At 36.9% G+C, this 13,036-nt stretch carries 13 protein-coding genes and 1 riboswitch; of the genes, 8 read left to right on the top strand and 5 right to left on the bottom strand.

The window, feature by feature from the left end:
- Nucleotides 1-52: 52 nt before the first annotated feature.
- From rluF to torR, 3 genes are all read right to left on the bottom strand, one after another.
- Nucleotides 53-997, bottom strand: coding sequence for a 23S rRNA pseudouridine(2604) synthase RluF (gene rluF / locus AACV33_RS11405; RefSeq protein WP_182700233.1), 945 nt, complete (start codon nucleotides 995-997; stop codon nucleotides 53-55).
- A 121-nt stretch (nucleotides 998-1,118) separates the two neighbouring features.
- Complete coding sequence (locus AACV33_RS11400; RefSeq protein ID WP_182700232.1) at nucleotides 1,119-2,531, bottom strand: hypothetical protein; 1,413 nt, start codon at nucleotides 2,529-2,531, stop codon at nucleotides 1,119-1,121.
- 195 nt (nucleotides 2,532-2,726) lie between these two features.
- A complete protein-coding gene (gene torR, locus AACV33_RS11395; RefSeq protein WP_017020992.1) occupies nucleotides 2,727-3,425 on the bottom strand; it encodes a two-component system response regulator TorR in 699 nt (232 codons plus the stop codon).
- A gap of 231 nt (nucleotides 3,426-3,656) precedes the next feature.
- On the opposite strand from torR, the gene torD reads away from it, so the two are divergent.
- The 8 genes from torD (at nucleotide 3,657) to AACV33_RS11355 (ending at nucleotide 11,760) form a co-directional block, all read left to right on the top strand.
- Nucleotides 3,657-4,304, top strand: coding sequence for a molecular chaperone TorD (torD, locus tag AACV33_RS11390; protein WP_182700231.1), 648 nt, complete (start codon nucleotides 3,657-3,659; stop codon nucleotides 4,302-4,304).
- Between the two features lie 324 nt (nucleotides 4,305-4,628).
- A complete protein-coding gene (purR, locus tag AACV33_RS11385; protein ID WP_012550543.1) occupies nucleotides 4,629-5,630 on the top strand; it encodes an HTH-type transcriptional repressor PurR in 1,002 nt (333 codons plus the stop codon).
- A 163-nt stretch (nucleotides 5,631-5,793) separates the two neighbouring features.
- A riboswitch (cyclic di-GMP riboswitch) is annotated at nucleotides 5,794-5,876 on the top strand.
- 128 nt (nucleotides 5,877-6,004) lie between these two features.
- Nucleotides 6,005-6,592 carry a TfoX/Sxy family DNA transformation protein gene (locus AACV33_RS11380; RefSeq protein ID WP_017020993.1) on the top strand — a complete coding sequence of 196 codons (588 nt, stop codon included), beginning with the start codon at nucleotides 6,005-6,007 and terminating at the stop codon, nucleotides 6,590-6,592.
- 93 nt (nucleotides 6,593-6,685) lie between these two features.
- A complete protein-coding gene (locus AACV33_RS11375; protein WP_065612076.1) occupies nucleotides 6,686-7,363 on the top strand; it encodes a TVP38/TMEM64 family protein in 678 nt (225 codons plus the stop codon).
- Nucleotides 7,364-7,492: 129 nt separating this feature from the next.
- A complete protein-coding gene (locus AACV33_RS11370; RefSeq protein WP_017020995.1) occupies nucleotides 7,493-7,879 on the top strand; it encodes a PepSY domain-containing protein in 387 nt (128 codons plus the stop codon).
- Nucleotides 7,880-7,883: 4 nt separating this feature from the next.
- Nucleotides 7,884-8,543, top strand: coding sequence for a response regulator transcription factor (locus AACV33_RS11365; protein WP_182700230.1), 660 nt, complete (start codon nucleotides 7,884-7,886; stop codon nucleotides 8,541-8,543).
- Nucleotides 8,533-9,867, top strand: coding sequence for an ATP-binding protein (locus tag AACV33_RS11360; RefSeq protein ID WP_017020997.1), 1,335 nt, complete (start codon nucleotides 8,533-8,535; stop codon nucleotides 9,865-9,867). Before AACV33_RS11365 ends, AACV33_RS11360 begins: the two co-directional genes overlap by 11 nt.
- A gap of 189 nt (nucleotides 9,868-10,056) precedes the next feature.
- The gene (locus tag AACV33_RS11355; RefSeq protein ID WP_023603506.1) at nucleotides 10,057-11,760 is read left to right on the top strand and encodes a sensor domain-containing diguanylate cyclase; all 1,704 of its coding nucleotides are present in this window, start codon (nucleotides 10,057-10,059) and stop codon (nucleotides 11,758-11,760) included.
- Nucleotides 11,761-11,806: 46 nt separating this feature from the next.
- Here AACV33_RS11355 and AACV33_RS11350 read toward each other — a convergent pair whose 3' ends face one another.
- On the bottom strand, nucleotides 11,807-12,832 hold the full coding sequence (locus AACV33_RS11350) for a nickel/cobalt transporter (protein WP_182700242.1): 1,026 nt from the start codon (nucleotides 12,830-12,832) through the stop codon (nucleotides 11,807-11,809).
- Between the two features lies 1 nt (nucleotide 12,833).
- Nucleotides 12,834-13,036: DUF1007 family protein (locus AACV33_RS11345; protein ID WP_182700229.1), on the bottom strand; the 203-nt coding region annotated here is incomplete at its 5' end.

The following is a 13,036-nucleotide window of genomic DNA, read 5'->3' as shown; positions in this document are numbered from 1 at the left end:
ATACTTTGCCATCAATCCGTACATTATTCACTCTAAGATCATGAAAGCAAACTTATTTTGCTCGCCATACTTTAATAGTAGACTGCGGTTTATCTTGATCTCTACCCTCATCTCTTCGTTGAGAGTACGATTTACCAAAACCACGATCTTTCGATTCTTCACGGCGTTTTTGACTAAATGTATTATTCGAATGATGATTACGTCCAGAACTTGCCTTTTTGATGGTTCTAATTTTCCCATCAACTTCTTTCACTTTACGTGACGCTTCTTCTGTCTTACTTGATGTACCAATCATATTATTGATTTGTTCCATCTCTGAAGCCGTTAAATAACGCCATTCACCAGACGCAAGTGTGCCTAAGTCAATATTCATAATTCGAACGCGTTTAAGTTTAAACACTTCATAATCTAAGTATTCACACATACGACGAATTTGACGATTTAAACCCTGCGTTAACGTAATTCGGAAAACAAAGCGTGATTCTTGTTTAACCTGACAAGGTAGCGTTACGGTATCTAAAATAGGAACACCCGCCGCCATTTGTGCTAGAAAATCATCAGTAATAGGTTTATCAACACGAACGACATATTCTTTTTCATGCGCATTACCCGCACGAAGAATCTTATTAACGATATCTCCATCACTGGTTAAGAAAATCAAACCATCAGACGGCTTATCCAATCGACCAATAGGGAAAATACGCTGTTCGTGGTTAATATAATCAATAATATTACCTTCGACATGACGCTCGCTTGTACAAGTAATACCGACTGGCTTATTGAATGCAATATAGATACGTTCTTGCTTTGCTTTCAATGGTTTTCCATCAACCAGAACATCATCACCTTCAGCTACTTTTGTACCCATTTCAGGAACGTTGCCATTAATAGTAATTCGCTGCTGATCAATCAATTTATCAGCTTCTCTTCGTGAGCAATAACCCGTATCACTAATGTATTTGTTTAAACGAGTTAGTTTAGGTTCTGGTGATGTCATGGTGTACCTCAAAAAAATGAACAGCCGGAGTGTATCAGAAACTTTAAAAAATAAATAAAAAAAGCGCTCTAGACGGTAGTTTAGAACGCTTAATTATAATGACTAATGATTATTTAACCACTTATTCAGAAACAATCACGCCTTCATTCGTTGTCTCTTCATTTACTGTTTTCACAGCGACAGGGGCTTTAACTGCTGCTTCTTGAGTTTTTGGCTTTGTTACGACAGGAACCACTACCGCCTCTTCCGTACTTTTCGCCTTCACTTCATCGGCAATAATCGCCGTTTTTTCAGACTCAACAACAGGAAGCTCCGCCTTCTCTTCGGCCACTTTTTCAGTCGCTTGTTCTTTCTCTTTAAACGATGCAATCACATCATTTAGGTTTTTAATTAAATTATCGTTACGCTCTAATTGCTGCGTTAGTACTAATACTTGTTTTTGCACACCAGAACGGTCTTCAGTTTGGTTCTCAATGGTAAGCGCTTGGCTTTTAATTTGTGCACTGAGTTCTTGTATTTTCTTCTCTAACACAACGGTATTATTTGCTTCGTGCATTTGCTGCACCGAATCTAAAATAGACGTTGTTTGAGTTCTTAATGGTTGATCGCGGTAATCGTTCCCGTTAATCGCCTGAGATATTGATAATAATTTATTTTCAAACTCTAATACTGGCTGTTCAAATTGACCATTTTTAACCGCCTGCAATAATTTTACTTCAGCCGCCATATTTTTAAGATGATCTAATTGAAAAACAGTACGATTTACAGCACTGCTAATTAGCGCTTCATCGCGGTTATTCGCTTGAACTGCTTTCTGAGTTTTATCTAATTCGGCTTTCGCTTGGCCGTAACTAATAGGCGCGATGGTTTTAAACCCTTTTTGAGAGAGTTGATTAAATTCTTTTTCAAGAGGATAAACATAAATCTTTAACGTTGTATCTATTTCAATCGCTTTTGCATTCGTTAAAAAAGAAGCTTGCTCAGTTTGAGCTTCTGCAATATCGTCTTCAATCACCGTAATAAATAACGTTTTATATTGCGAATTTAGAGATGCAAACTCAGCAGGATAATAAGCATTTACATCAATAGAGGTCATGTAATCCATTTGTGATATCGCATCGGAAAGAACAACATCGGCTTGCTCTTTATACCCTTTAAGCTTACCAAGCTCTGCATCTGCTTTCGTTATGTATTCGCTGTATTTAGCGGCATAAGATCCAGAAGAAAACATCGAATATTCTTCATTAATTAATCCTGGTTCTTTTTCTACCTCTAAATAAATCTCTTTAGCATCATTCCATGATTCGGTCATTATGTTGTAAGTTGGCTCAGAGTAAAGTCTAAACTGCTCAACAGAATCAAACGTTGCTTTGTCTAAAGTGTATTGTTTTTGTAATACATCAAATGTTGATACTGATGATACGGATCTGTTTTTTTCTACAGCTACCGAAGTCTCCGTATTATTCGTACTTTGACAACCAACCACACTAGACAATGCCGTAGCAATTATTGCCATCTTAAAATATTGTTTCATTCTGAACCTATTTTTATTATATGAATAGACAAAGTGCATGTGCACTTTTTTCGAATCCTACTACATAACAACAATTAAATCAGTATTTACAATGAGTTCACGATTAATTATAACGATTGCATTATAGGTATAAAAAAAGCCGCTCAAATAAGAGCGGCTTTAACATTATCTTTTTTATCGATGATTAAACTAAAATCAATCACCAGCAAACATGTACCCTTCACCATGAACAGTAACAAATATTTGAGGATTTTTTGGATCCACTTCCATTTTGGCACGCATTCGCCTGATCAAAACGTCAATCGTTCTGTCATTTGGCGCATCAACACGGTGGCTGATCATATTTAAAATACGTTCACGTGATAATACCGTGTTCGGATAAGACGACAAAGCAACTAATAGCTCATATTCGGCTTTCGTTAACTTAACTGGCTCACCATTGTTCGATAAAGCACGACGTTGAATATCAAACGTCCATTCCCCGAAACGAATTAAATTTGATTCATCTAATTCTACGGGTTCATTTGCTAATGACATACGCCAAAATAGATTTTTAACTCGGACTAAAAGCTCACGTAACTCCACAGGTTTTGTTACGTAATCATCCGCACCCATCTCTAAACCTACGATGCGGTCAATACTATCAGTTCGTCCTGTAACTAAAATAATACCAATATTAGACTGGCTGCGTAATTCACGCGCCAATAATAAACCATCCTCTCCTGGTAGGTTTATATCAAGCATAATTAAATCAACTTTTTGTTCAGCCAAAACAGTTCGCATTTCTGCGCCCGTTTCAGCCTCGCTCACTTGATATCCCTCGGCTTCAAAATAGCCTACAAGCTTAGAGCGAGTTACCACTTCGTCTTCAACAACTAAAATGTGATAGCTCATAATTTTCTCTTTTTTTTATGGTTATTAGGATGGTTCTTATTACATTCTATTCATATATTGTAATAATGCCAATTCTCAATTGATATTTCTGTATATTATTTGATTCAGAACAAATCTTGTCGCGTATTAATCTTTGCTAATATCTTTATACACCCTGTTAATGATAGGTGCTATTCCTTTTCACACTTATGCCGTACAATTATTTAGTCAATTTTTTGGAGCTTATTTTACATGAACGAACTAAATGCATTTAATGAACAACGTGCTGAAATTTATTGGTGGTTATCTAGCCTATTTGCACACGAGCTAACTAAAGAGCAATTAGAGCAGTATAACAGTTTTGAGATTCGTACCTTTTTAACGAACCTTTCTGAAACTCCAGAGCTAACCGACTCTATTTCTTCGATTGTAACAAAATTGAATGAATTACAAACACGCGAAGATGCACAGCTTGAACTATCGGCTGACTTCTGTGAAGCGTTCTTAGGCTCTGATAAGAACAGTGCGCTTCCTTATGCTTCAATGTATTTAGATAAATCACGCCTTCTTAATGCGAAACCGGCACAAGATATGCGTGATTTATTAGAAAAATACAACATCACTCAAAAAGCTGAATTCAATGAACCTGCAGATCACATTGCTATTGAGTTAGATTTCTTAGGCAATCTAATTGTCATGACGAATCAGCAAACAACGGAACCAGAATTCGAGCAATTCATGGCCGCACAACTGCAATTTATTAACGAGCAGTTATTATCTTGGGCGCCACGTTTTAACCAACTTTGTTCTGAACGAGATACATTTGGCTTCTATGCTACCGTTACTCACTTCCTTGTTACGTTCTTAGAATTGGATGTGAAATTCCTAGCGGGCGAATAACAAAAGCATGTACAACTGGTAAGATAAGTTAACAATAGTGTGATATATATCAAAACGACTATTAAAATTTATTAAATCAGCAATTGTTTGCGCTACGCTTTATAGATAAAATGTGAACGCAAACGATAAAATTTGAATATCAATGAAAACCGCATTTATCGCGGTTTTTTTCATTTATACCACCTAGATTATTCTCTAATCTACTATTGGTAATATACTCACAGGGCCTATTTACCTTCCAACAATCTTTATTAAAAAATAAAGAGAGACTTTGACACTATTGTTGGAACATAAATAGCCCCTTAATAAATTAAGGCTTTTAATATGGCTACCATTAAAGACGTTGCGAAACTTGCTTCTGTTTCGACAACCACCGTTTCTCATGTAATTAACAAAACTCGATTTGTTGCAGAAGCAACTCAAAAACGAGTATGGGAAGCCGTTGAAGAACTAAACTATGCACCGAGTGCCGTTGCTCGTAGTTTAAAGTGCAACACAACTCGAACTATCGGCATGCTAGTTACCCAGTCTTTTAATCCATTTTTTGCCGAAATGATGCACGGTGTTGAGAACTACTGTTACAAGCAAGGTTACACATTATTTATGTGTAATACCGAAGGTGATCTAGATAAACAAAAGCACTACCTTCGTATGCTGGCAGAAAAACGTGTCGATGGCTTATTAGTTATGTGTTCTGATCTAAATGAACAGTTATTAGCACAACTTGAAAAAAACACAGAATTACCAATGGTAATCATGGACTGGGGTCCAGATAGCCCTCATACCGACAAAATTATTGATAATTCTGAAGAAGGTGGTTATTTAGCAACAAAACACCTGATTGAAAATGGACACACAAAAATTGGCTGTGTTACCGGTCAGCTTGATAAAGCAACCTGTAAAGAACGAATTCATGGTTTCTACAGAGCTTTATCTGAAGCAAATTTAACGTCAAATCCAGATTGGATATTTGAAGGTGATTTCGAGTGTTCTTCTGCCTCTAAATCTGTTGAAAAAATGCTACAGATGGAAGATAAACCAACTGCATTATTTTGTTTTAACGACATTATGGCATTAGCGGCTATCAGCAAAATTCAACAAACTGGCTTACGTGTACCTGAAGATATCTCAATCATTGGTTACGATAATATTGAACTTTCTGCATATTTCTCTCCACCATTGACGACGATTCACCAACCTAAACGTCGCGTTGGTAAGACAGCCGTTGAAATATTGTTGGAACGAATTAAAGATAAGCACCATGAAAGACGCATTTTTGAAATGCATCCAGAAGTGGTAACTCGGAAAAGTGTCCATAAGTTGTAACAATGAGTGATGCATTAATCATAAATATGCAAGTGAAAAAATATTTATTTATTTAAAACTTGAACTGGCATAACAGAAAATCATTCCTATTTTCTGAACCAATGTCACATAACTTACAAGTGGACAACATTTCATCTTATTGATTACTATATCATCTTAACTGTCACGAACAGGGCAAACTGTGCGAAAGCTCAGGACGCAAAGCTTCCGGCCTACGTATTTATATAAGGTAGCGGGGTTGCCGATGGCAGGTATTTATATCTGCACATTGTTAATTTTTACTTAGAAATAACAATGTGTGGTTTTGAACTTGCTACTATTTCCTCGGGCTCAGTTGTTTAGTGACATAGACTTACTAACCGAGAATTATTGCAATGGATAAACCAATACTAAAAGATTCACTTCGATTACTTTCCTCTCTAGGAAAAATCACTTCACGCTCCATGTTTGGCGGCTTTGGTGTTTTTATTGATGACACAATGTTTGCACTTGTTGTTCAGGACAGACTGCATTTGCGAGCAAGCGATAACACTATTAATTTATTTAAAGACCAAGGTTTTGAACCTTACGTTTATAAAAAACGTGGTTTCCCCGTGGTAACTAAATATTTTGCTATTTCACCTGAATGTTGGGATGAACCTGATTCAATCCTAATTCAAGCTGTTGTTGCTTTAGATGTTGCTAAAAAAGACAAAGAAAAACAAAAAACAGCAGGTCCCTCTCGAATTAAGGATTTACCCAATCTAAGATTAGCGACAGAGAGAATGCTGAAAAAAGCAGGAATAACGACCGTAAAAGAACTAATGGAGACGGGATCTGTAAACGCTTATAAAGCGATTCAACAGACTCATTCAAGTTCTGTTAGTGACGAATTACTGTGGTCGCTTGAAGGAGCGATTAAAGGTACTCACTGGTCTGTTATCTCTACTGATATTAGAAATGAATTAAGAAAACAACTTTAAATACATTTTCCTACATTTATTTTACATTCGCCCTACTCTTATGTTGTCTTTACCTGTATAAATTAAAGACAACATAAGGCTAGGAAATGAATTATGAATAAAAAATTACTCTTATTAATCACTCTTCTTACAGCCTTTGCTGTTATCTTTTTTAACTTTGGTCATCTATTTACTCTAGAGCAGGCTAAGGCATACCATCAAGCCCTTCAAAGTGACATCCAAGAAAACCTTTTCTTTTATAGCACCCTTTATTTCTTTGGTTACATTACCGTCACTGCATTATCAATACCAGGCGCCGCAGTAGTCACATTGCTTGGTGCGGCCTTATTTGGTTTTTGGTGGAGCTTATTGTTGGTTTCTTTTGCCAGTTCCATTGGTGCTACTATTGCCTTCCTAAGCAGCCGTTATTTATTAAGAGAATGGGTTGATCGTAAATTTGGGGACAAATTAATTTCCATCAATCAAGGTATTGAAAAAGATGGCGCTTTTTACTTACTGACTCTTCGTTTAATTCCTATATTTCCATTCTTTCTTATTAATTTAGTCATGGGATTAACAAAACTAACCGCCGCTCGGTTTTACTTATTTAGTCAATTAGGCATGCTGCCCGGAACCATGGTATTTTTAAATGCCGGAACTCAATTAGCTGAAATAACCTCACTATCAGGGTTAATATCACCAAATATACTCGGCTCTCTTGCTCTTCTTGGTTTATTTCCAATCGTTGCAAAATTTATTATTAGTTATGTTCAGAAAAAACGCACCTCTTAAAATTGCGAATAAGAGATAGACATTATTCTATTTCTTATCCCTTCTCTCACTGATTACCTGCAGGATTCATTTTACGTTCATGTTTAATAATTTATACTGCCTGTAGTTTAATTTTTAGAGTGCGTATTTATGTTTACTCGTCAGCCATTAGCTATACTTATATTTAGCCTCTCAATGTGTTTATCGCCATTGAGCTTTGCTCAAGATCATGCAATTCCCGCAGTTCAAGATATTACCCTCCCTCTCAATACAACCATTGAGTTTGATGAAGACCGTGATGAAATTATCATGGCTGTAGAACAAGGCCTTATTAAGCCTTTCTCTGCTCTTTATCAGACAGTAAACCAAGACCTTTATGGCAGAATCATAAAAGTTGAGTTAGAAGAAGACGATGATGAATGGACTTATGAACTAAAACTTATCTACGAAAATCAGATCATAAAAGTTGAATACAACGCGTCTTCTCTTCAAATGCTAGAGCTTAAAGGCCGTCATCTACAAAAGGTTATAAAATAATAATATGAAAATTTTAGTTGTTGAAGATGACCAACGTTTAGGTCAACAAATTATTGACGCTCTCGAAGCAAATAACTGGACACCAGAGCTTTCTCAAGATGGTATTGATGCATTATACCGTGCAACGTCAGAATCTTGGGATGCCATTGTTCTCGATCTAGGTTTACCTAAATTGGATGGGTTGACGGTACTTAAAGGCTTAAGAGATGAATCAGTCAATATTCCTGTCATTATTTTAAGTGCTCGTGATACGTTAACTCAACGCATTGATGGCCTTAATGCAGGGGCTGACGATTACGTAACGAAACCCTTTGAATTACCAGAGTTAATCGCCCGCTTACGCGTTCAACTTCGCCGCGCTTCAGGCAGTGCCTCTTCAGTATTAAAAATCGGTAATTTAAGCTTAGATACGTGTTCTTCTAAAATTGTTTGGTGTGGTGAAACTATCGAATTAACCGCATTAGAATATAAAGTTGTTGCTTACTTTATGCATAACAAAGAAAAAGTCATTTCTCGAACGGAATTAGTCGAACATATCTACAAACAAGATTTTGATCGCGATTCAAATACTATTGAAGTGTTTATTGGACGAATTCGAAGAAAATTATCGCCTTCCGTAATAAAAACAGTGCGTGGACTTGGGTACCAACTTAATGCCGAATAACAAAAGTAACTTCAAGCATTTAAGTTTAAAAAATCGCTTATTGTTAACGACTACCTTATGGTTAAGCCTGATGCTTGTCAGTGCTGGATTATTGATCCCTTATTTAATAAATGACTACTTAACCACAGATATAAAAAAGACACTCAGTCATTCAATGGATGAAATCATTGCGAATTTAGAAGTCGACAGTAACGGAAAATTAGTTCAGTCCGGTCAATTATCTGATCCTCGATTTAAGCGTCCCTACAGTGGACTCTATTGGTATGCCGAAAGTAAAAAGCAAACCTTACGATCTCGCTCTTTATGGGACAGTTCCTTACAAGAAAAAAAACACCATTACCTTGGACCTAATAATGAAGAACTGATCACGATTAAAAAATCAATTTCTTTATTTGATGTAAAAGGCCCGGTCTCCATCATTGTTGGCATTGATAAAGCCCCACTGTCTTCAACCATTGAGCAGGTAATGCAACGAATATGGCTATTATTAAGCCTCTTATTTATTGGCGTATTTACCTTAATCAGTTTTCAGGTAAAATGGTCTTTAAAGCCTTTATCTAAGCTGCAAACCGAGTTGCAAAAACTTCGTGATGGAGAACAAAACGCTTTAAAGCAATATTACCCTAACGAGATCCAACCACTCGTGACTGATCTCAATGCACTCGTTTTCCACTATCAAGAATTATTAGATCGTGCTCGTCATCATGCAGGAAATCTTTCTCATGCTTTAAAAACACCATTGTCCATTTTAAAAAATGAAACAGAAACACTGCCAGAAGAAAAAAAGAAACACTTTGAGCCCGCGTTATATGACTTACAACATCATATTGATTACCACTTAAATCGAGCACGTATGGCTGGCTCAAAACACATTCTATCAGCCAATAGCTCTCCCTCTAAGCGTATTGATAGCATGTCTATTGCCTTTGATAAACTGTACAGCCAACACTCTATTCTCGTTATTAACGAAATAGACTACGATCTTTTAGTCAATGTTGAACAAACGGATTTAGATGAAATTTTAGGAAACCTACTTGAAAACGGGTACAAATGGGCGACATCAATTATTCGTATCACGGCTAATATTGTGGATGATTTTGTTGAAATAAATATTGAAGATGATGGCCTTGGTATTCCCGAAAATAAATTCAAAGAAGTACTAAAAAGAGGTATACGACTGGATGAATCGGTAAAAGGGACAGGACTCGGTCTCAATATCGTACAAGAAGTCATTCATAGTTATCGCGGAAAACTCAACATTTCGAGATCACATTTAGGCGGTGCTAAAATTACGATTTACCTTCCATTATTTAAACAAAATTAATATATCGAGTATCAACAACGCTAAACCACTACCAAAATTAAAACTCTGGTCTGTATCTTGCTTTACAAAAGTATAATGTCAATTTATCTAATACGTTACTAACAAATAACACTATTAAATTTAATGAGCATCAGATACTCTTGCATTTACATCAAACAGAACAACAGACGATTAATTTTTGGCAGTCCAATGAAAAAAAATACCATCAGTAAAAAATGGCTATACTTCCCGATAATTAGCATGGTTATTTCTATGTTTATTGGGCTTTTCGTTTTTAATTCAACACTTTCGGATTGGCTAGAAAAGAAAGTTGAAGGGGGATTATCAAATGAAATCACAAGAACCATCAAAGAAATTAATGAAGACCAAATCTCTTTTGATGATCCTGTTCAGCTCGATATCTATTTCAAAACACAAGTTGAAGTAGCAAAAGAAGACCACATTACTCTAATAAAAGAAGACGGTACTCCAATTGCGGATAGCGATATTTCTTTAGCCTCAGTGTTAGCACTTGAAAACCATTTAAATCGACAAGAAGTTATTGATGCCAAAGATGGTTCGTACGGCACAACGACTCGTTTTAGTACCTCTCGCTTTAAAAATTTACTCTATTCAGCGAAATCATTTGAATACCAAGGGCAAACTTACATTCTTCGAGCGGCAACACCATTAACTCGAATAGATGCCATGGTTGAAGAGTTAATGAATATTCTCATTGTTTTGATGGGAATTAACATTGTATTGGTTATTGGCTCTTCCTTGTTAAGTAACAAACTGATTCATCAGCAAGTTAAGAATGAGCAAGACCAACAAGAAGAACGCATCGAACAGAGCACGCAAGAAATTGAATTGCTTCATCGCCTTGCCAACATGCTTGCTGCTTGTAATTCAATTACTGAAGCTCAAATGGTGGTTGAAGATATTCTTCCTCGTATTTTAGGCGACGTAAATGGCGTTGTTTCTCTCATCCGCTCATCACGCAATCAATTATTAGTTAAATTGGATTGGGGTGGCTCATGGCCAGGAAGTAAAACCTATGCTCCTGAAGAGTGCTGGGCATTACGAAAAGGCAAATTCCACCTAGCTAATGATAAATACACCACACTTCCTTGTTCACATATGGCGGCCACCGGTACTGATCAAACCCTATGTATCCCATTGATTGCTCATGGTAATACAATAGGAATGATGCATCTTTATCTTGGTCCAAATAAAGACATTGAAGAAAAAACTCAAAAACTGGCATTTACAGTCGCAGAACATTTGGGCCTTGCACTTGCTAATCTCAACTTACAAGAAAAGCTTCGAGAACAAGCAATCAGTGACCCATTAACAGGGCTATATAATCGCCGTTATTACGAAGAAACCATTAATCAAGAATTGATGCGATCTAATCGACACAAACAAGAAATGTCGTTATTAATGCTCGATTTAGACCATTTTAAACGATTTAATGATAATTACGGGCATGACGCTGGTGATTACGTGCTGAAAACCATTGGTTCCTTACTGCTTAGTACCATGCGTGGAGAAGATACGATTTGTCGTCTTGGTGGCGAAGAACTCGCGATTATCTTACCCAATACCAGTGCTGAAGCGGCAATCAAGGTTGCTAACAGCTTATGTCGATCAGTCAGTGATTTACATCTAGCCATCAAAGATTTATCTCTTGGCAAGTTAAGCGTCTCTATTGGTATCTCAACTTACCCTGCGAATGGCCTGCAAGCCGATGACTTAACTAAATTGGCTGATATTGCTCTTTATGAAGCAAAAGGAAGAGGACGAGATCAATCTTGCCATTATGATGATTTAACCCAAAACGCAGAAAGCATCATTGAAAATACAGATAAAAATACGTGTAACAATGAAAATGTGACCGCGATAAAACAGTAAGTGGGCACAATAAAAGAGGCTGATAATTCGGCCTCTTTTATTCCCATTACACCTTAAATATTGGCGACATCCCAAGCACTTGAGAGTTAAGTAACAGCAATCCAAAAATCATTAAGACAATCCCCCCACTTAGCTGCAACAGTGAATGAGCCCGAGTTACACGTGATGCACTTTTACTCGCTACTTTTAAATAACGCTGCACGACTTTCTTTCCAGTAATCGTCATCACAGCGATCGTTGATGTTGTCAGTGCAGTGCCTATCGCCATAACAAAAGCACTTATCACCCCAAGCCAATAAATATTAATCATATTAGCAAAAAGTAAGACCATTATAGCCCCAGTACAAGGCCGCATGCCGATGCTAATAATAATACCGATGTATTCTCTCACAGAAGAAGCACGGTTCATTTCATCTGCAGTAGCAAAATGTTTATGACCGCATGAACAAGAAGAGACCGCGGTATTATTTATATTTTGATTGTTCAATAAAGAAGACGGCCTGATCCTCACTGCCCCTTTTATTTTAAATCCCCCTTCTTTTGGGTTGTTCAAAGAACGCCATAATTGCTTTAATGATCGAATCACAATTAAGCCACCAAGAATCAACACAATATAAAAACTCAATCTAATGAATTGGTCTGCTTGCGCATTGACTTCATGCATTGACGCTTTAAATAAAACCAGAAGCACAGAGACTAAAGTAACCGCGACAAGCGCCTGCACCACTGAGGATAATAAGGTTAAAAGTAAACTGGTGTTCACCTTTGTTGGATGAGTGACCAGATAAGTCGTTACGATCATCTTTCCATGTCCGGGACCTAATGAATGAAACATCCCATATAAAAAACTTAAGCCAATTAACATGACCCCTGAAGCTACATTATCAGCCTTTGCTTCATAAAGAAGATCACTTAATTCAGCATAAATATCTCGTTGCATATTAATACTTGTTATCACCAAAGAAGGCCACTCCTGCCATAAAACATCCAGAGCAATAATACTTACCGTAATAAAAACTAAGATATTGATAACCGGTTTCATTGCCTGTTTGGACATTTTTGAACTTATCATTTTATTCACTCACTTCACCTTTTGGATTCATATCTACTTTGCAATGAACAACCGCACGTTGTGTAAAAAGTTGCCCCAACGCATTATCAGGGGCGGCATCTTGAGGCAATGACATCGCGTAAGCCATCTGTTTTGCGGTTGGGTGAGGGGTTATGATTTCAACCCTACATTGTTGAGATAATGCTTTCGAAAGCGTAATTGATG

This window comes from Aliivibrio sp. SR45-2 (genome assembly GCF_963890165.1).
Classification (GTDB): Bacteria; Pseudomonadota; Gammaproteobacteria; order Enterobacterales; family Vibrionaceae; genus Aliivibrio; species Aliivibrio salmonicida.
Note: the sequence above shows the minus strand (reverse complement) of the source record. Positions and strands in the feature narration are given on the sequence as shown.

Excerpts from the sequence above, each read along its gene's own strand:
- rluF (WP_182700233.1), bottom strand. The coding sequence starts at position 997 with ATGACATCACCAGAACCTAAACTAACTCGTTTAAACAAATACATTAGT.
- AACV33_RS11400 (WP_182700232.1), bottom strand. The coding sequence starts at position 2,531 with ATGAAACAATATTTTAAGATGGCAATAATTGCTACGGCATTGTCTAGT.
- torR (WP_017020992.1), bottom strand. The coding sequence starts at position 3,425 with ATGAGCTATCACATTTTAGTTGTTGAAGACGAAGTGGTAACTCGCTCT.
- torD (WP_182700231.1), top strand. The coding sequence starts at position 3,657 with ATGAACGAACTAAATGCATTTAATGAACAACGTGCTGAAATTTATTGG.
- purR (WP_012550543.1), top strand. The coding sequence starts at position 4,629 with ATGGCTACCATTAAAGACGTTGCGAAACTTGCTTCTGTTTCGACAACC.
- AACV33_RS11380 (WP_017020993.1), top strand. The coding sequence starts at position 6,005 with ATGGATAAACCAATACTAAAAGATTCACTTCGATTACTTTCCTCTCTA.
- AACV33_RS11375 (WP_065612076.1), top strand. The coding sequence starts at position 6,686 with ATGAATAAAAAATTACTCTTATTAATCACTCTTCTTACAGCCTTTGCT.
- AACV33_RS11370 (WP_017020995.1), top strand. The coding sequence starts at position 7,493 with ATGTTTACTCGTCAGCCATTAGCTATACTTATATTTAGCCTCTCAATG.
- AACV33_RS11365 (WP_182700230.1), top strand. The coding sequence starts at position 7,884 with ATGAAAATTTTAGTTGTTGAAGATGACCAACGTTTAGGTCAACAAATT.
- AACV33_RS11360 (WP_017020997.1), top strand. The coding sequence starts at position 8,533 with ATGCCGAATAACAAAAGTAACTTCAAGCATTTAAGTTTAAAAAATCGC.
- AACV33_RS11355 (WP_023603506.1), top strand. The coding sequence starts at position 10,057 with ATGAAAAAAAATACCATCAGTAAAAAATGGCTATACTTCCCGATAATT.
- AACV33_RS11350 (WP_182700242.1), bottom strand. The coding sequence starts at position 12,832 with ATGATAAGTTCAAAAATGTCCAAACAGGCAATGAAACCGGTTATCAAT.